Annotated in this window: 16 protein-coding genes; 7 read left to right on the top strand and 9 right to left on the bottom strand. The window is 61.4% G+C overall.

Translation table 11 applies throughout. The features are described from left to right. Positions 1–1,299 carry a cobyrinate a,c-diamide synthase gene (locus IP76_RS11970; RefSeq protein ID WP_054158441.1) on the bottom strand — a complete coding sequence of 433 codons (1,299 nt, stop codon included), beginning with the start codon at positions 1,297–1,299 and terminating at the stop codon, positions 1–3. Beyond that, a complete protein-coding gene (gene cobA / locus IP76_RS11965; protein WP_054158440.1) occupies positions 1,296–2,147 on the bottom strand; it encodes a uroporphyrinogen-III C-methyltransferase in 852 nt (283 codons plus the stop codon). Before cobA ends, IP76_RS11970 begins: the two co-directional genes overlap by 4 nt. Positions 2,148–2,271: 124 nt before the next feature. On the opposite strand from cobA, the gene IP76_RS11960 reads away from it, so the two are divergent. Together IP76_RS11960 and IP76_RS11955 are read left to right on the top strand one after the other, a co-directional pair. Then, positions 2,272–3,405, top strand: a complete 1,134-nt coding sequence (locus IP76_RS11960) for a cobalt-precorrin-5B (C(1))-methyltransferase (RefSeq protein ID WP_054158439.1) — start codon at positions 2,272–2,274, stop codon at positions 3,403–3,405. Beyond that, positions 3,395–4,087 (top strand): cobalt-precorrin-6A reductase, encoded by a 693-nt coding sequence (locus tag IP76_RS11955; protein WP_054158438.1) that lies wholly within the window; start codon positions 3,395–3,397, stop codon positions 4,085–4,087. Before IP76_RS11960 ends, IP76_RS11955 begins: the two co-directional genes overlap by 11 nt. 21 nt (positions 4,088–4,108) lie before the next feature. On the opposite strand, the gene IP76_RS11950 is transcribed toward IP76_RS11955, so the two are convergent. Further along, entirely contained in the window at positions 4,109–7,519 is a 3,411-nt protein-coding gene (locus IP76_RS11950; RefSeq protein WP_054158437.1) for a DUF3971 domain-containing protein, read from the bottom strand. A 122-nt stretch (positions 7,520–7,641) separates the two neighbouring features. Between IP76_RS11950 and IP76_RS11945 the strand changes: the two genes are divergently transcribed. The 5 genes from IP76_RS11945 (at position 7,642) to IP76_RS11925 (ending at position 12,544) form a co-directional block, all read left to right on the top strand. Continuing rightward, the gene (locus tag IP76_RS11945; protein WP_054158436.1) at positions 7,642–8,109 is read left to right on the top strand and encodes a peroxiredoxin; all 468 of its coding nucleotides are present in this window, start codon (positions 7,642–7,644) and stop codon (positions 8,107–8,109) included. Between the two features lie 17 nt (positions 8,110–8,126). Further along, positions 8,127–8,951, top strand: a complete 825-nt coding sequence (locus IP76_RS11940) for a ferritin-like domain-containing protein (RefSeq protein WP_245281449.1) — start codon at positions 8,127–8,129, stop codon at positions 8,949–8,951. A gap of 145 nt (positions 8,952–9,096) precedes the next feature. Further along, positions 9,097–10,398, top strand: coding sequence for a M23 family metallopeptidase (locus IP76_RS11935; RefSeq protein WP_054158434.1), 1,302 nt, complete (start codon positions 9,097–9,099; stop codon positions 10,396–10,398). A gap of 225 nt (positions 10,399–10,623) precedes the next feature. After that, entirely contained in the window at positions 10,624–12,117 is a 1,494-nt protein-coding gene (locus IP76_RS11930; RefSeq protein ID WP_054158433.1) for a DEAD/DEAH box helicase, read from the top strand. Positions 12,118–12,124: 7 nt separating this feature from the next. Continuing rightward, positions 12,125–12,544, top strand: coding sequence for an NUDIX domain-containing protein (locus IP76_RS11925; protein ID WP_054158432.1), 420 nt, complete (start codon positions 12,125–12,127; stop codon positions 12,542–12,544). Between the two features lie 12 nt (positions 12,545–12,556). On the opposite strand, the gene IP76_RS11920 is transcribed toward IP76_RS11925, so the two are convergent. The 6 genes from IP76_RS11920 to IP76_RS11895 are packed head-to-tail and all read right to left on the bottom strand — an operon-like array spanning position 12,557 to position 17,822. After that, a complete protein-coding gene (locus IP76_RS11920) occupies positions 12,557–12,919 on the bottom strand; it encodes a TfoX/Sxy family protein (protein WP_054158431.1) in 363 nt (120 codons plus the stop codon). A 2-nt stretch (positions 12,920–12,921) separates the two neighbouring features. Continuing rightward, positions 12,922–14,559, bottom strand: coding sequence for an NTP transferase domain-containing protein (locus tag IP76_RS11915; RefSeq protein ID WP_054158430.1), 1,638 nt, complete (start codon positions 14,557–14,559; stop codon positions 12,922–12,924). Next, positions 14,556–15,272 carry an XdhC family protein gene (locus tag IP76_RS11910; protein ID WP_054158429.1) on the bottom strand — a complete coding sequence of 239 codons (717 nt, stop codon included), beginning with the start codon at positions 15,270–15,272 and terminating at the stop codon, positions 14,556–14,558. The genes IP76_RS11915 and IP76_RS11910 overlap by 4 nt, the downstream gene beginning before the upstream one ends. Further along, entirely contained in the window at positions 15,272–15,628 is a 357-nt protein-coding gene (locus IP76_RS11905; protein ID WP_054158428.1) for an XdhC family protein, read from the bottom strand. Before IP76_RS11905 ends, IP76_RS11910 begins: the two co-directional genes overlap by 1 nt. A 2-nt stretch (positions 15,629–15,630) precedes the next feature. Then, complete coding sequence (locus IP76_RS11900) at positions 15,631–16,887, bottom strand: VWA domain-containing protein (RefSeq protein WP_054158427.1); 1,257 nt, start codon at positions 16,885–16,887, stop codon at positions 15,631–15,633. Positions 16,888–16,889: 2 nt separating this feature from the next. Next, positions 16,890–17,822, bottom strand: a complete 933-nt coding sequence (locus tag IP76_RS11895) for a MoxR family ATPase (RefSeq protein ID WP_054158426.1) — start codon at positions 17,820–17,822, stop codon at positions 16,890–16,892. Positions 17,823–17,827: the final 5 nt, after the last annotated feature.

The following is a 17,827-nucleotide window of genomic DNA, read 5'->3' as shown; positions in this document are numbered from 1 at the left end:
TCACGCTCCTGCCTTGTCGATCAGGTGCATGTAGGAACCACAGACGGCACCCCGCCGCAATCCCGTGGGTCCGAGGTTGGTACCAAGCGCGTCGGTGGCGTCAAAGAGCCGGTCGGCCTGACATTCCTCGACAATGGTCGAATAGTGAAACTCATGGGCGGTGTAGCAGCCATCAAAAAGATCCGGCGCGAGAGAGCGGAGGCGGCGGTAGCCGAGATGCCGCTTGCGCTCGGCGAAACTGGTGACCAGCGGCAATAAGCCGAGCATGGCGTGGCGCGTGCCGGCGGCGTCAATCAGCCCCTCGCCCAGCACCATATAGCCGCCGCACTCACCATAGATGCGGGCGTGGCGGTCAGCAGCCTGTCTCATGGCTGACTGAAAGCGGGCAGCATCGGCAAGCCGGCCGGCATGCAGTTCAGGATAGCCGCCCGGCAGATAGACCGAATCGGCATCAGCAGCCGGCCCTTCGTCGGCGAGCGGCGAGAAAAAGGTGAGTTCCGCCCCTTGTCGTTGCCAGCCAGCCATCAGGTGCGGATAGGCAAAGGCGAAGGCGATGTCGCGGGCAATGGCGATCCGTTGTCCCAGAGGGCGAATTTCATCCGGTTGTGATGATCGGCCGGGTTCGACGCGCCGTCCCGCCAGATCCAGAAGTGCGGCGAGATCACAGCCGCGCTGGACGGCATCGGCGGCGGCCTCGATGAACTGTTCGAGCCCATCATGTTCCCCAGCCTGCACAAGGCCGAGATGACGTTCGGGCAGGGCGAGTGCCGCGTCGTTGCGCAGCACGCCGATGACAGGCACGCCCACGGCGTCCAGCGCCGCCCGCAGCATGGTTTCATGGCGATCACTGCCGACCTTGTTGAGAACGAGGCCGGCTATGGTCACGCCTGCGCGAAACTGGGCAAAGCCGGTGACGAGGGCCGCGACGGACTGCGATGTGCGGCCACAATCGATGACGAGCACCACCGGGAGGCCGAGAAGCTGCGCCAGATCGGCAGCACTGCCGGTTCCGTCGGCGGCGCCGTCGAACAATCCCATCATGCCCTCGACAACAAGGAACTTGCCCATGGAAGCGCGTTCGGACAGGCTCGTCAAAAGCGAAGGGCGCATGGCCCAGGGATCGAGGTTCTGACAATCGGTGCCGGCGGCTGCAGCATGAAAGGCGGGGTCGATGTAATCGGGTCCAGCCTTGGCCGGGGACAGCGGAATGCCGCGGCGCTTCAAGGCACGCAACAAGCCCAGCGTCACCACTGTCTTGCCCGAGCCCGACGCAGGCGCTGCGATCAGCAGACCACTCACGCGCTGTCTTTCCGGACTTCGGCAAACGGGTCGGGCAGAAGTTTACGACCTGACAGGGCGCCGACCCAGTCGAGTGACGGGCGAAGCCGCACGACCTCGCCGATCACCACGATCGCTGGCGGTTCGATGCCGGCGGCCAGCATATCAGCTTCGGCTCGGCCAAGTGTCGTCTCCAAAACGCTTTGTTCGGAGGTCGCCGCATTGCAGACGAAGGCGACGGGCTCTTCCTCTCGCCTTCCCGCAGCGATCAGATTGCGGGCGATCTGGCCCATATGTTTCATCGCCATATACATGACGATGACGGGCGAACCCCGCCCTATCGCGTCCCAATCGATCCGGTCAGGGACAAGGCCTGACGAATCATGGCCGGTGAGGAAGGTGACGGCGTGGTTGACTTCCCGATGGGTGACCGGAATGCCGGCATAGGCGAGCCCGCCAATGCCGGCGGTAATGCCCGGCACGATGCGGAAGGGCACACCATGTTCGATGAGCGTCAGAGCCTCTTCGCCACCGCGACCGAAGACGAAAGGATCGCCGCCCTTCAATCTGAGCACCCGGTGACCGGCGCGGGCAAGTTCTACCAACCTCAGCGAGATGTCGCGTTGCTTGGCCGAGGGCTTTCCGCCGCGCTTGCCGGCATATTCCAAGAGCGCTGAGGGTCGCGCGAGTTTCAGGCACTCCTCATTGACGAGCGCGTCATGCACGATGACATCAGCTTCCGAGAGGGCCTTGGCAGCGAGCAGCGTCAGCAGGCCTGGATCCCCCGGGCCAGCGCCAGCCAGCCAGACGTGCCCCGGCTCGATCCCGGGCAGGCTTGTGGGCAGGGCAAGACGCATCGTGTCACTCATGCTCAAGCTCTAGGTCTCCTCGCTGCAAAATGCAATTCCACATCCGCGCCACTCCCACGACACCGGATACAGCTTGCCGAGACCATGCCTTCCGCGATCCTCCGCGCTCGCCTATAAGCATGCCATGAGCGACGCGAAGCAGCCGAACCAACCGCACGAAGAGCAGCACAGGCTGGACAAGCCTGACGGTGCGCCGCTGCGCAAAGGCTGGACCACGGGCGCCTGCGCCACGGCAGCGACAAAGGCCGCAATGACGGCGCTGATCACCGGCCACTTTCCCGATCCGGTCACCATCACCCTGCCCCGTGGCGAATGCCCCGCCTTCGCGCTCGCCACAGAAGACCTGAAAGACGGCGTGGCCATCGCGGGTATCGTCAAAGATGCCGGCGACGATCCTGATGTCACCCACGGCGCGACAGTGATTTCCACAGTCCGATTGCTGCCGCCCAAGAGTGGGATCCGTTTCGTGGCGGGTCACGGCGTCGGCACGATCACGAAACCCGGCCTGCCGCTCGGCGTCGGCGAGCCGGCCATTAATCCGGTGCCGCGTCAGATGATGACGGCAGTGATCGAAGCGCTGTGTAGCCAAGCGGGGATCAGCGCGGATGTCGAGGTCACCATCTCCATTCCCGGCGGGGAGGAACTCGCAGCCAAGACCTGGAATCCGCGCCTGGGCATCCTCGGCGGACTATCGGTCCTTGGGACAACTGGCGTCGTGCATCCCTTCTCCTGCGCCGCCTGGATCCACTCCATCCACCGCGGCATCGATGTGGCACGCGCAGCCGGTATGACCCATGTGTTGGGCGCCACGGGGTCTACCTCGGAAAAGACAGCCCAGGCATTTCACAATCTACCGGAGACGGCGCTTCTCGACATGGGTGACTTTGCCGGGGGACTGCTGAAATATCTGCGGGCGCATCCCGTTCCGCGCCTCACGATCGCCGGAGGGTTTGCCAAGCTGACGAAGCTTGCCCAGGGAGCGCTCGACCTACATTCCTCGCGCAGTCAGGTTGATCTTGGCTTCCTTGTTTCGTTGCCCGTCTGCGAAGCACTTTCACCCGCTGCACGAAATCTGATGTTGAATGCGAACACCGCCCTGGAAGCCTATAAAATAGCATCAGAAAATGACATTGATCTCGGACCATCGGTCGCGGCCTTGGCTCGCCTCGCGGCGCTCTCTATCCTTCGAAACGCGCCAATATCGGTCGATGTGATCATCACAGATCGCCAGGGAAAGATCATCGCCCATGCCACTTGACAGTGCCATGCCAGCGGAACGTATCCTCATTCTCGGCGGCACCGAGGAGGCGCGACGCCTGGCCAGCGAATTGGTCATCGAAGGCCATCATGTGGTGACGTCGCTTGCCGGACGCACCATGGAGCCCGTACTGCCGCCAGGCGAAGTTCGGATCGGCGGCTTCGGCGGCATCGACGGACTGGTTGAGTATCTGACGGCCGAGCAGTTCGACCGCGTGATTGACGCGACGCATCCCTTTGCACATCGCATCAGCGCCAATGCCGCACGAGCGACGGCGATTGCCGGCATCCCGCTTCGCCGTCTGCAGCGACCTGCCTGGATCCGCCGGCCGGGTGATCTCTGGACGGCGGTCGGAAACCTGGAGGCCGCGGCCGACGCCCTGCCGCAGGGGGCGACCGTATTTCTTGCGCTCGGACGCCAGTATCTCGATGCATTTCTGCCGCGGAGTGACTGCCAGTTTGTTATCCGTATGGTAGACCCGCCGACCCAGCCGCTTGGTTTTACACACTACACACTCATGCTGGGCAAGCCTTCCGGGGATGCTTCCGAGGAGGCCTCCCTCCTCCGTCGGTTTGGCGTCACGCATCTCGTGTGCCGAAACTCAGGCGGTATCACGGGCTATGCAAAGCTGGAAGCAGCCCGCAACCTCGCCATCCCCGTCATCATGCTTGAACGGGATTGATCCCGCTCAATACGCCTTCACCTAGCGGAACTCGAAGACCTGGCGAAAGACCCCGGGCGCGATAATCGAGAGCGGGTTGATGACAAGGTTCGGCTTATCGCTGGCACCGGTAAGCTTGAAGGTGATCCCGAGCAGGCCGCGATCGCGGCCATTGCCGAGAATGAGACCGATAACAGGAAGCTCTCCAAACAGGCGGTTGAGGCCATAGGCCGGCATGAAAGTTCCGGTCATGTCGATGCGACCGCTGGCATCCCGGATGATGCCCTGAAAACTGGCGCCGACCTGCTCACCGCGCACGATGCCATTCTCGACGCTGATCGTCCCATCGATGACGGCAAGCCGTGCGAAGGCACGCTGGAATCGGGCAGAACTTACGTCGATATCCCGCTTCACCGCACTGTTCAGACTCTGGCCATCGGCTCCAGCCGGCGTGGAGACGATCGACTGCAGGCGCTCTTCGTTGTCGACCTGGAAGTTGCGCAAGTCGAGACCACCGGTCCACGCGCCCTCGCGAACCTCGGTCAACTTCATGTTGGCCAATCCACCAGAGAGACGATTGTAGATGTCAAGGAAGCGAACGACGGCGCCGGCATCACTGCTGGTCATTGTCAATTCACGCTGGTCGTCCTGGTCGCGCAGTTTTGCCACAAGCGCCTGGCCACGTCCCGTCACGCCGGAAAAGTCGACACCGGTCACCCGACTGCCCCGCGCGGCATAGATGACTGAGACGCCGGAGAGTTGCTCATTACCAAATCCCACCACCCGGTCGAGCTGCGCCTCCACACGAATGCTGGCGCCGCCGCCGGAGCCACCGCTCGAGTCCGAGGGCTTCTTGGCCTTCGAAATCAACGAGCGCGCATCGAAGGATGCCCCGGTTGCTGTGACACTGTATCGCCCCTTGGCCTGGCTGATCTTCAGCGCGACTTCGTCGCCAGGACTGAGTCTCACACGAGAAAGGTTCGCGGCCACCAGCCCGTTGCGATTGAGCGACATCTCACCGGAGACACCGAATCCCTCGCCTGCGAGGTTGAATTTTTCGATCCTCTGCCCGTCTCCGTCTGCCATGAGTTCGAACTCAGCCTTGGCGCCGATGCCCTGCCCCTTGGCCCAGCCGACCCACGGGAAAGTGAGGCTGGCACTTTTAAGATCGACGCTGACCGACTGCTTCTTGTCATCGATGCGCGACAGTTCGACCGATATGGGGCCGTCGATGATCTCCGCGAGACCCGGCACCAGCTTTTCCCGCGCCGCATTGTCGAGCTTTGCCTTGATCACGCGCTCACGCACAGTCGCCGGCTGGTTCTTTTCGACCGGCTCGACCATGCGAATTTCCATCGGCACGTCTTCGACGCGGGCATCACCTTCGATGCGTGCCAGCTTTGTATCAACATCGATCTTGCCGGAGAACTGCTTCACCTCGCGACCGTCGAACGGCTTCTTGATATCGACCTTGTCGAGTGTGAGGCCGGCGCTCCATACGGGTGCAGGCGGCTTCTGGTCAGCGACCAGGCCGACGCGGATCTTGGCGTTGCCCGACACCTTGCCGGTAAAATCATCCGCCTTGAAGCCGATGCGTTGCAGAGCTGCAATCGGCTTGAACGATACAAGTTCCGCAACGGCATCCGCCGTTCCGCTCAGGTTGACGTCGATATCTGCCATGAGCGGCTTGTCATAAGCTTCCGCCAGCTTGAAGGCGCCGCCTTCGAGCATGACTGTGCGTCCGGACGGAAAATAGGATCCGGCCGAGCGGATATCCACATCGACTTTCCCACCCACCATGTCGAAGCGCCCATAGACATCCCGCAGCGGCGGGATCTCGCCCGTGAGATTGAGCCGGGCATCCTCGATATCGAAGCCGATGCGCAATTCATTCTCGTCGAGCCGCACAGGTTTCGGCTCGATGCTCAAGCGGTTCTGCGGAATGAAGACATCGATCGTGCCTGTCGGGATGATACCGCCATAGATGTTTTCGAGGACCCATTTGCGCGGCTTGTCGGCGATCCAGTATGGCCAGAATTGCTTGACCGCGGCCGTCTTCATGTTCTCGACCTTGGCGTTGAAGCGGATTTCAGGTCCGGTTCCGCCGAAGCGGATACCCAACTTGCCCTTCATGCTGCCGGCTGGGCTGGAGACGTCTAGCGTATCGAGCTGGAGACGCTTTTCTCCTGGGAGATAGCGACCATAACCTTTCAGGAAAAAGGGCAAGGACGCTTCATTTGCGCTTGCCACGTTCGACCGGCCTTCGGTGACGACGATGTCCACCCCGAATCCCTTCGGGAAATTTTTGCCCTCGGGCAAACGGTCGAGGTCGATCACTCCGCCGGACAGCGGGAGTACGGTTCCGCCAAATCGAGCGACCGAGTCCGAGAGTTCGACGGTACGCTTCGAAAAGTCGTAGAGCAGGTTTAGCCTGGCCTGATCGAGGGATTGCGGCTGCCCGTCCGAGTAGAAGGTCGCGCCGTCAACGTTGACGGCGAGCGCCATCTGTGGCGGCTGATCCTGACTGCCTCGTTTTGCATTGAGCAAGAGTTCGGCCGTTCCGTCGATCCCCTGGCGTGCCATACCGGCGCTCGAACGCCGCAGCAAGAACGGCGTCACGCGGAAATCGGCGATCCGGACAGTGAGCGATTGCGGTTTGCCATTTTCATTCGTGGTGAGCGCTGTCAGTTCTGTCTGCTGGCCGTTAACGGAGATTGCGCCGAAGATAGACAGAGAGTTATCGACGCCACGCTCCAGGGCAATGTCGTCAACGCCAAGCACCATTGGTCGACCACTGACGCTGGTGGTCTCGACCTCCAGACCACCAAGGCGAAGGCGATCAAGGCCACCACGCGCCAGGAAGGTCTGGATACGTTCGAGTTCGACAAAAGCCTTTTCGAAAATGTCCGGAACCGTATCGATGCGGACACCGGAGAGATCCATGGGCTCGCGCTTGGGCAGAAGCCGCGCATCGAGACTGATCCCATTGCTGACGACCTCACGAACCACGAACCGGCCGCCGAGTAGCGCCAAGGGGTCCAGTACGAACTGAACGGAATGCGTGACCGCGATCTGCTGTCTCTGAGCAGCATCGACAAGGACGACGTCCCGTGCCTCGATCGACATCTCCATGCCTTGCGAGAAACGCACGGTGGCCGCGCCCACCCTGGCTTCGAAGTCCGGGCCAACGGCCTTGTTCATCACGGCCTCGGCACGGGCCGCGAGCGACTTGTCCAGCGTGCCGCTTTCGACCACGGCATAGATTCCGATAAAGACCACAACCCACAGCGCCAGAAAACCCGCCAGAACGCGCGCCAATCGACGAGCGATGGATCGCTTCGGCGGAGGGCAATGCACGATGATGGGGTCCTCGGCTTGCGCGGACGGGAGGGCATGCAGCGGCACGATGTCCCGCTTGCGAAACCGTAGCTTTTCGCCCCGGATCTCAGACATGTCCTGGTGATTGTCTCCGCTGATCGATGCCGCTATCAAGTCGCTCTGGACGACCTCGGAGCGGACTATATATCGATGACGCCCACAATCACTCACAAAACGGGCAAAAGAAAGGTTATCCCATGACGGAATTGACGGCTGGGGACAGCGCCCCCGATTTCACCCTTCCCCGCAATGGCGGCGGTACGGTATCGCTCTCGGAATTCGCCGAAAAATCGGTTGTTCTGTATTTCTACCCGAAAGACGACACGAGCGGCTGCACCACCGAGGCTGTCGACTTTACCGGGCTTGCGTCGGATTTTGCCGCCGCGGGAACCGTGGTCATCGGCATGTCGCCTGATTCGGTGAAGAGCCACGACAAGTTCGCATCCAAACATTCGCTTTCCGTCATTCTCGCAGCCGACGAAGAGCATACCGCTCTCGAAGCCTATGGCGTCTGGAAGGAGAAGAGCATGTACGGCAAGACTTACATGGGCGTCGAGCGCAGCACTGTCCTGATCGGCCCCGATGGAAAAATCGTAGAGGTCTGGCGCAAGGTGAAGGTCCCCGGCCATGCCGAGGCCGTGCTTAAGGCTGCGCAATCGCTATGAGTTTCGCGGATGGCCCGTTGCCGGCAGCCGCTTTCCACTCGTTGCGCGGGGCGGCCAGTCTTGCCATCTCGAGCGCCGATCTGGACGAAAAGACGGCTCTTGCCCAGACAGCGGCGGTCCGCTGGCACGAGCGGCGTCTGTCCTTGCGGTCGCCGCTCGATCCGCCCCTGCCCGACAGACCGGGCCGCCCGGACAAGCCCGAACTCGTTCCGCCTAAGGCGGTCGGCAAGCGCTCCTTGCATACGCTTCCCGGCCGGATCGCGCTTCTGCATGCGCTTGCTCACATCGAGCTCAATGCCGTCGACCTTGCGCTCGACATCGTCGCGCGCTTCGCGACCGAGCCCGTGCCGCAATCCTTCTTCGATGGCTGGATGAAGGTCGCATATGAAGAGGCCAAGCATTTCCGCATGGTGCGGGACCGTCTCCGGGCGCTCGGCGCGGACTATGGTGACATGCCGGCGCATGACGGATTGTGGCAGGCCGCACATTCGACGCGCAACGACCTTACGGCGCGACTTGCCGTCGTACCCCTCATTCTCGAGGCGCGCGGCCTCGACGTCACCCCGGCGCTGCAGGAGAAGATGCGGGAAACCGGCGACATCGACAGCGCCGATGTGCTCTCCGTCATCTACGAGGATGAAAAGGGCCATGTCGCGGTAGGTGCCAAATGGTTCCGTTTTCTTTGCGCCCGCGAAAAACGCAACCCGGCGACCACATTCCAGGACCTCGTGCGCGCCAATTTCCGCGGCCAGCTGAAGGCGCCTTTCAACGATGTTGCGCGGGCCGAGGCCGGTTTGACGCCCTCCTTCTATCGCAGTCTATCGTCCAAGAACCATTCCTGAAAGAGCGTGCAGTTTCCGACACCTAACCCTTCATTAACCCTAATCATGCATTACTAATCTTCGCGAGAAGATCTGTGACGACTCGCGATTTTCCCGGAGTTGTTCGAGGCGACGCTCGGGGATAAGAGCAGGGGACAATACGGGTATGACTTCCAGCAACCAGGTTTTCGGCAAGCGTCGTCAGCAGCATGTAGTCATCCTCGCGAGCGGCGACCGCATCCGCCACATGACGATAAGGCCTTGGATGCTGGCGCTGACGGCATGTTTCATCGGAGTCATGGCGATCGGCTACCTGGGTGCGACGACCTATCTTGTGCTGCGCGACAACCTGATTGGCGCCACCATGGCACGCCAGGCCCGCATGCAGCATGAATATGAAGACCGGATCGCGGCACTGCGTGCGCAGGTGGATCGCGTGACATCGCGGCAATTGCTCGATCAGCAGGTTGTCGAGGAAAAAGTTGAAAAGCTTCTCGAACAGCAAATGGCGCTCACCTCCCGCCATGGTCGGATTGGCGCATTGCTGAAGGATGCAAATGTCGGGACTTCTATTCCGTCTGAAAGCCCCTCGCCTGCCCGGAAAAAGGACGGCGCCCAGGACGATCAGGCCAGCGTGACCCCGGATGGTTCGCGTGCGTTCGCATCGCTACTCGGCGCGCCGACAGGAGCTGATCAGCCAAAGGCACATGCGTCGCTTGCGCTTGGCTACGTGCCGATGACCACGGACAATGTTGCTGATCGTGCGGACCGCCTGTTTTCCCACATGACGCTCTCCCTGAAGGAGATTGAGGCGGAACAGATGGCGCGGATCGCAGAACTGACGACCGGTGCAGCAAAGACGGCGGATGAAATCGCAGCCATTCTTGACCGGCAAGGTGTGCCAGTCGAGTCGGCCGCTGCGGAGATCGTGCCCGAGGCGATCGGCGGGCCCTACCTTGCGCCGCGGAACGAACAAAGCTTCAACGCCTCCCTCAACATGCTCGATACGACACTCACGCGGCTTGAAGCGGTTCGTGACACGGCCCGGCGGCTGCCTTTTGCCAATCCCGCCCCTGGCCACGACATTACCAGCCGCTTTGGCAACCGCCCCGACCCATTCCTTGGCGGCCTTGCCATGCATGCAGGCATTGATTTTCGCGCACCGACCGGATCGGAAGTTCGCTCCACGGGGACCGGGACAGTGGTCAGCGCCGGCATGGCGGGTGGCTACGGCAATATGGTCGAGGTCGATCACGGCCTGGGTCTGACAACGCGTTACGGTCACCTTTCCCGAATTCTGGTCAAGGCCGGTGACACGCTGCAGGCCGGCGACGTGATCGGGCTTTCTGGCTCGACTGGCCGGTCGACAGGCCCGCATCTGCATTACGAAGTGCGCCGCAATGGTGACGCACTGGACCCGATGCGCTTTCTCAATGCCGGCATGAAGCTAGAGCCTCTGATCAACTGACATTCGCAAAGGCTTTTCAAGCCCTTCGTCATGGCAACCGTTTCTGGCTGCCGCTTTTATTGTCGGACCGCCCAATTTAACGTGCATTGTTAAGCCTTTCCTCTGTTGATTCTGGCCGTTTCCTTGACTTTCGGATGGTTTGCCACTATTCGGCGCAACCAATACGGTTCGCATCCGAGCCGTCTCATCGATGTTCGTTTGAACAGGAACGGAAACTATTTCCCTTTGACCACTTTTGCTGACCTTGGCCTGAGCCAGAAAGTCCTCTCAGCCGTCACCGATGCCGGCTATAATATTCCGACGCCTATTCAGGCCGGTGCTATCCCGCCTGCGCTTGAACGTCGGGATATTCTGGGTATCGCTCAGACCGGGACGGGCAAGACGGCATCCTTCGTTCTGCCAATGCTGACCCTTCTTGAGAAGGGCCGTGCGCGTGCCCGCATGCCACGCACGCTGATCTTGGAACCGACGCGCGAACTCGCAGCGCAGGTTGCTGAAAACTTTGATAAATATGGGAAAAACCACAAGCTGAACGTCGCCCTGTTGATCGGTGGCGTGTCGTTCGAAGAACAGAACCGAAAGCTGGAACGTGGCGCCGATGTGCTTATTTGCACGCCTGGCCGCCTGCTCGATCACTGCGAACGCGGCAAGCTGTTGATGACCGGCGTCGAGATCCTCGTGATCGACGAAGCCGACCGCATGCTCGACATGGGCTTCATCCCGGACATCGAGCGCATTGCCAAGATGATCCCCTTTACACGGCAGACGCTGTTCTTCTCCGCCACCATGCCGCCGGAGATCCAGAAGCTGGCAGACCAGTTCCTGCAGAACCCGACGCGAATCGAAGTAGCCCCGCCGTCGTCGACCGCCAAGACGGTGACCCAGCGTCTGGTCGCCTGCCATAACAAGGACTACGAGAAGCGTTCGACCTTGCGCGATCTGATCCGCGCCCAGGATGAATTGAAGAATGCGATCATCTTCTGCAATCGCAAGAAGGACGTTGCGGACCTGTTCCGCTCGCTCGAGCGCCATGGCTTTTCCGTCGGCGCCCTGCATGGCGACATGGACCAGCGCTCGCGCACGACCATGCTTGCCAACTTCAAAGCCAATGCCATCACGCTTCTGGTGGCATCCGACGTCGCTGCCCGCGGCCTCGACATTCCGGACGTAAGCCACGTCTTCAACTTCGACGTTCCGATCCATGCGGAGGATTATGTCCACCGCATCGGCCGCACAGGTCGTGCAGGCCGCTCGGGCGCCGCCTTCACCCTGGTGACGCGCAGCGACACCAAGTTCCTCGATGCCATCGAAAAGCTGATCGATCAGAAGATCGAATGGCTTGAAGGCGACCTCTCCGGCCTGCCCGAACGGGCAGAAACCGAAGATGCCGGTCGCGGTCGTGGCAAGGGTCGCGAACGTGATCGCGACCGGGGCCGCGGCAAGCGCAGTCACAAGGCTGACACGCCGCGCGAGGATACTCCCATCATCATAGTTGAAGAAGCACCTGTAACGGTAAGGACGGAAAGCGTGGCAGTCGAAAACCAGAGAGCGGACAATCGCAAACCTCAGGGCGGCCGCAATCCGGGACGCCCCTATCCCGCCAATGACGATCACCGCGAGCGCCGCCGTCGCCGTGACGACGATGACGGTCCGACACCGGTTGGTTTCGGCGATGAAATTCCGGCTTTCATGCTGATCGTGGCCAGCGCCAAGATCTGATTGCCTGATGGCCGCACCCGGCATTGATTTTCCCGGCTTCGGAGTGGGATTGCTGATCCGTGACACAGACGGTCGGATCCTACTCTACAAGCGCGTCAAATCGCCGGAAGCGGACCACTGGTCCATTCCCGGCGGCAAGGTCGACCACATGGAGCGATCTGAGGATGCTGCCCGCCGCGAGGCCGAGGAAGAGACAGGGCTTGCGATCGGTGCGATCGAATTCCTCTGCCTGTCAGAACAGTTGATCGTGGCAGATGACCAGCACTGGATCTCCGTGATCTACACGACGGATGACTACGCAAACGAGGCGCGGATTACGGAGCCTGACAAGCTATCCGACATGGGGTGGTTCGCTTTGGACGACCTGCCGCAGCCGCTTTCGGTCTTTGCTCGTGATGCCGTGTACCGGTGGACGGCATCCACCTGACACATCGGCTTTTCAGGACTTGCGGCCTTTTTTCGATGCTGTTTTCGTTGGGATAGCTTTTGCACTTCTGGCGCCCGCTTCGAAGGCAAGTCTCGCCCATCGCTGCATCTCTTCCGGATCGTCCAGCGCATCCTCTGGCAACGACCAGTAGGGCATCATCACCGTCTTGCCGGTCTTTCCCTCATAGCCCCATTGGGTCGACCCCGCCGCTGCAAACAGGGGTGCCGTTTCCGAATCTGCTTTCAGGAGGATGTCTCCTTCGAACTCGATGGCGAAAATGATCCCGTCGCGGTAAATGCCCTTGCCGCCGAACATCCGGCGGATGGAGATCGGCTGCAGGGAAAAGAACATGTCCTCGATCGCTGCACTGTCCATTCTCAGCCCTCCAACTTGCCTCCGGCTGCAAGGACAGCCTCCGGTGTGTCGACATCAAGACGGGCAGCGGCGCCGATTTCGATATCGATGACGGGAACGCCTGCCGTTTCGATAACGGCGCGGGCGCCAATGTCACCTTCAAGCCGCTTCAGGGCCTCGAAGGTCGAAACGGGCAGGATCACCGGGTTGCCGCGTTTTCCACCGGCTGTTGCCCGGATGATCGCCCGCTTGCCAGCGCCCACATGCGCCTCAACCAGCCGCTTCAGGTCGGTGGGGCCGACATTTGGCATGTCCGCCAGAAGGACCATCACTGCAGATGCGCCCTTGCTTTCCGCTCTACGGACACCCACGGCGAGAGAACTGGCCATCCCGGAGAGGTAAAGCGCGTTCTCCACGCATTCCACCGGCAAATCGCTGACATTGGCGGCGATCTCGGCTGCACGGTGGCCTGTGACAACGATGACCGGGCCAATGTCTGCCTCCACGGCATGGCGGACGACCCGATGGACAAGGCTTTCTCCCCCGAAGGTGGCGAGGAGCTTGTGCTGTCCGCTTTCCCCCATGCGCGAGGCACGGCCGGCCGCGAGCACCACGACTGCCAACTCTTGCTTCGCGGGTTCGTCGCCGGTTGCGGTCAGCCGCGGCAGCGGCCTTGCCGGAATTTCCATCAACAAACCGCCGACACCCCAGCCGCTCATCTCATCCTCTGATGGCGGATCGCCGGCCAGAACTCCGTTCAAAACCCAGTCGAAGCCGTTTTCCTTTGGCGACCTAGCGCATCCGGGTGCGCCGATCACCGGCACATCTCCGATATGGCCGAGAACGAGCAGATTGCCCGGATCAACCGGCAGGCCGACCCTCTCAACGATGCCGCCAGCACGACGGATCGCCTCCGGGATCACGTCGTTCTCATCACAGACCGCGGCGGCACCGAAGACGACCATAAGCGGTGTTGATGCGTCCGTCTTGCCGAGGCTGCGTGTGATCGCTGCGGCAACCGCATCCGCTTTGTGTGGAACACGTTGCTCTGACACCAGACGGCTTGCCGATGGCTGAAGGCGCATCTCCAGCACGCGTGCGGTCTTGTCCATTACGGAGGGCTTCAACGATGGGAGTTCGGTGGCAATCAGATGGACCGCGCGGGGCGTGTAGGCTTTGAGCGAGAAGGCAGCCGCTGCACCGAGGACAGATTTGGCGCCCGCGACAGCGGAGCCGGCCACAGCAAGCGGAATGATCTTGATCGTGGCGACCAGATCACCGGTGCGCACATCACTTCGGTCCGCAAGCGTTGCCAGGGTGATGGCGGGATCGATCCGGTTGAACTGATCAACGATTTTCTTGTCGGCGCGAAAGAGACCATTTTCCGCCGCATAAATATTCACGCGCCCGGTCGAGGCGGGACTGCGTGTCAGGCCTTTCAGATCGACGGATGTAGCGAGCCGGTCGGCGGCCTCATCTTCATCCAGATCGCCCGCCTCGAGGCGAACAGCAATCACTCGGTCGATACCCTCTGATCTCAACCTCGCGATATCAGAGGGGGAAAGTCTATGCCCCTTTGCAAGCTTACCGTCATCAAGGCGGACCGCATGCGCGAGGATGACACCGTCTGCTGCATCAAGTGGACATTCACCGAAGATCATCCATCAGCCCCCGGTGACTGAACCACACGTTGGCGAAGGGCGCGAATGACGTCGGCGAGAACGGCGACTGCGATTTCTGCCGGGGTCGCTGCGCCAATATCAAGGCCGATCGGCGCGGACATGCGGTCGATATCGGAACGCGCAACGCCCGCTGCGGTCAAACGCTCCACGCGTTTGGCATGGGTTTTTCGGCTTCCAAGCGCCCCGATATAGAAGGCGCCCGCGTCGAAGCCCGCAAGAAGCGCCGGATCGTCGATCTTCGGATCATGCGTCACAGCCACCAGCGCGGTATGGGCATCGAGAGGCGATAGGGCGAATGCATCCTGCGGCCATTCGGTGACGAGATCTATGCCGGCAAAACGCTCAGGCGTGGCAAAAGCAGTTCGGGGATCGATAACCGTGACGGCAAATCCCGCAATAGCGGCCATCGGCGCGAGCGCCTGGCTGATATGGACAGCCCCGATTATGGCGATGCGCGGTGATGGCAGATGCACGTTGAAAAACAGAGGCCTGCCGTCGATCTCGGCGCTGCCGGACTTTCCACTGCGAAAGCGGCTCGTGACTTCGGTTGCGAGGGTATCGTCCAGGCTGTTCCGTTCAGGGGATCTCTCAAGGATCAATCGGGTTTCTCCCGACATTTGATCGGTCAGGACTATGGCGGCCTGTCGGGCACGCCTTGCGGCATTCAGAGCGAACACGAGCGATGCCTGCATCAGTCGAGCCTTTCGACATAGACGCGGATACGCCCGCCACAGGACAGGCCGACGCGCCAAGCCGTCTCGTCGGCAACGCCGAATTCGAGCATCCGGGCCTTGCCACTCTCCAAGACGTCGAGCGCTTCCGTGATCACTGCGCCCTCCACACACCCTCCTGACACGGAGCCTTCGAAATTGCCGTCCGCGTCGATCACCAAATGGCTGCCGACGGGACGCGGCGCCGAGCCCCAGGTCTCAACGACGGTTGCAAGGGCGACAGACCTCCCGGAGGAAAGCCAGCTTTCGGCGGTGTCCAAGGGATCGACAATAGCAGCTTTTTGCTTGGGTGGTTCAGCGATGGCGGGTTCAGGCATGGTCAGGCACTCCTCATTGCCACCAGGAAACGCCTGGGATCTACAGATCGATCCGTTGGACCACCCAAAGCGTGCACAAGATCGGACAGTGCATCGAGATTATGGACCGCACGCAATTCGTCCACATGCGGCAGCATGGCCTGCACACCGCGGGCGCGCGCTTCAAAACCTGAAAAGCGCAGAAGCGGATTCAACCAGATCAGCCGTCTGCACGATCTGTGGAGCCGCGCCGTTTCATCCGCCAGAAGCGATATGTCCTCCCGCTCCAGCCCGTCGGTGATCAAGAGGACAATGGCACCCTGCCCCAGCACGCGCCGCGCCCAGTCGCGGTTGAACTGCTTCAAGGTCTCACCGATGCGCGTACCGCCCGACCAGTCCGCCACAGCCTCGCTGCAACGCGCAACGGCTTCATCGGGGTCGCGGTGACGCAGTGCTCGCGTGACATTGGTCAGGCGTGTGCCGAAGAGGAAAGTATGCACCCGCCGGCGCCTCTCGGTCAGGGCATGCAGGAAATGCAGAAAGACCCGGCTGTACTGGCTCATCGAGCCGGAGATGTCAGCGAGAACCACAAGCGGCGGCGGACGAAGCCTTGGTGCGCGGAATTTCGGCAGCATGAGATCGCCGCCCGTGCGCAAGGACTGGCGGATGGTGCTACGCGCATCGAAATGGCGGCCCTGTGGTGCCGGTCGAAAGCGGCGGGTGCGTACGGCATCGAAAGGCATGGACAAACGCTGGATCTCGCGTCGGGCCTCTGCCAGTTCGGCAGCGGTCATCTGGCCAAAATCGAGGCGACGAAGGACTTCCCTCCCCGACATGGTGAGGCGCGCATCGATCTCGATATCCGGGTCGCCTGACTTGGCGGCCTCCCGTTGACGCTCGGCAAACAGCGCGTCACTGACACGGGCGGCGCCAGCCTTCGGCTTCTGACGCTCGCCAACGGCGGCGACGGGCGACATCAAGGCGATCATCTTCCCGACGAGATCGCGCGAGCGCCAAAAGATCGCAAAGGCCTCGTCAAAGACGGGCTGGTCCTCGTGTCTCTTGACGAAAATCGCCGACAGTGCGGCATGAAACTCGAGCCGTGCGCCGATACCGATGGCATCGATTGCCTCAATGGCCTCAATGACCGCCCCCGGCCCGGGCTTCAAGCCGGCCCGGCGAAGCACTCGCGCAAAATACAGGATGTTTTCGGCAAGTCGCCCCTCGCCGACAGCCACAGGAGGAACGACAAGCCCGTCATGTCCAGGCGCATCCTCCATTGTCATCCTGCCACACTCAAGAGTTCGGCCTTCACTTCGGACAGAAGCTTCTGTCCTTCGCCGCCGCCAATCCGGGCAATGTCTTCCTGGTATTTCAAAAGCGTGCCAAGCGTGCCGGAAATTGTTTCGGGATCGAGTGCCAGCCGGTCCAGTTCGGTCAACGCCGTAGCCCAATCGAGCGTTTCGGCGATGCCGGGGTTCTTGAAGAGATCGATCGTTCGGAGCTTCTGCACATAGGCGACGATCTGGCGTGACAGTTGATCGCCACAACCAGGCACCTTGCGTCGGATGATAGACAGCTCTTCGGCCGCCGCCGGATAATCGACCCAGTGATAGAGACAGCGGCGACGCAGCGCGTCGTGCACCTCGCGGGTGCGATTGCTGGTGACGATGACGATCGGTGGTTCCTCGGCTTTGATGGTGCCGAATTCGGGCACACTGACCTGAAAGTCGGAGAGCACCTCCAGCAGGAACGCCTCGAAGGCTTCATCTGTTCGATCGAGTTCATCGATGAGGAAGACCGGGGCTCGCCCCGGCTGACCGCAAAGTGCCTCCAGGACTGGACGGCGGATCAGAAAACGTTCGGAAAAGATATCCCGCTGCAAGCGGTCACGGTCAGACTGGCCAGCGGCCTCGGCCAGTCGGATTTCCAACATCTGGGCGGGATAGTTCCACTCATAGACGGCCGACGAAATGTCGAGCCCCTCGTAACACTGGAGCCGGATCAAGGGCCTGTCGAGTGCCTTGGCAAGCACCTTGGCCACTTCCGTCTTGCCGACACCGGCTTCCCCTTCAAGAAAGAGTGGCCGCTTCATTTTGAGGGCCAGGAAGATCACCGTCGCCAGCGATCGCCCCGCCAGATAATCCTCCGACGCCAACAAGTCGATGACCCCGTCGATCGACCTGGGCACCTGCGTTCGATCCGTCTCAGCCATGTCTC

Source organism: Rhizobium sp. AAP43 (genome assembly GCF_001296045.1).
Lineage (GTDB): Bacteria > Pseudomonadota > Alphaproteobacteria > Rhizobiales > Rhizobiaceae > Allorhizobium.
This window is presented reverse-complemented; position numbering and strand designations above follow the sequence as displayed.

What these genes read in the sequence shown, in the direction of transcription:
- cobA (WP_054158440.1), bottom strand. Translation starts at nt 2,147, where the DNA reads ATGAGTGACACGATGCGTCTTGCCCTGCCCACAAGCCTGCCCGGGATC.
- IP76_RS11955 (WP_054158438.1), top strand. Translation starts at nt 3,395, where the DNA reads ATGCCACTTGACAGTGCCATGCCAGCGGAACGTATCCTCATTCTCGGC.
- IP76_RS11920 (WP_054158431.1), bottom strand. Translation starts at nt 12,919, where the DNA reads ATGGACAGTGCAGCGATCGAGGACATGTTCTTTTCCCTGCAGCCGATC.
- IP76_RS11915 (WP_054158430.1), bottom strand. Translation starts at nt 14,559, where the DNA reads ATGATCTTCGGTGAATGTCCACTTGATGCAGCAGACGGTGTCATCCTC.
- IP76_RS11900 (WP_054158427.1), bottom strand. Translation starts at nt 16,887, where the DNA reads ATGGAGGATGCGCCTGGACATGACGGGCTTGTCGTTCCTCCTGTGGCT.
- IP76_RS11925 (WP_054158432.1), top strand. Translation starts at nt 12,125, where the DNA reads ATGGCCGCACCCGGCATTGATTTTCCCGGCTTCGGAGTGGGATTGCTG.
- IP76_RS11895 (WP_054158426.1), bottom strand. Translation starts at nt 17,822, where the DNA reads ATGGCTGAGACGGATCGAACGCAGGTGCCCAGGTCGATCGACGGGGTC.
- IP76_RS11905 (WP_054158428.1), bottom strand. Translation starts at nt 15,628, where the DNA reads ATGCCTGAACCCGCCATCGCTGAACCACCCAAGCAAAAAGCTGCTATT.
- IP76_RS11960 (WP_054158439.1), top strand. Translation starts at nt 2,272, where the DNA reads ATGAGCGACGCGAAGCAGCCGAACCAACCGCACGAAGAGCAGCACAGG.
- IP76_RS11950 (WP_054158437.1), bottom strand. Translation starts at nt 7,519, where the DNA reads ATGTCTGAGATCCGGGGCGAAAAGCTACGGTTTCGCAAGCGGGACATC.
- IP76_RS11910 (WP_054158429.1), bottom strand. Translation starts at nt 15,272, where the DNA reads ATGCAGGCATCGCTCGTGTTCGCTCTGAATGCCGCAAGGCGTGCCCGA.
- IP76_RS11945 (WP_054158436.1), top strand. Translation starts at nt 7,642, where the DNA reads ATGACGGAATTGACGGCTGGGGACAGCGCCCCCGATTTCACCCTTCCC.
- IP76_RS11935 (WP_054158434.1), top strand. Translation starts at nt 9,097, where the DNA reads ATGACTTCCAGCAACCAGGTTTTCGGCAAGCGTCGTCAGCAGCATGTA.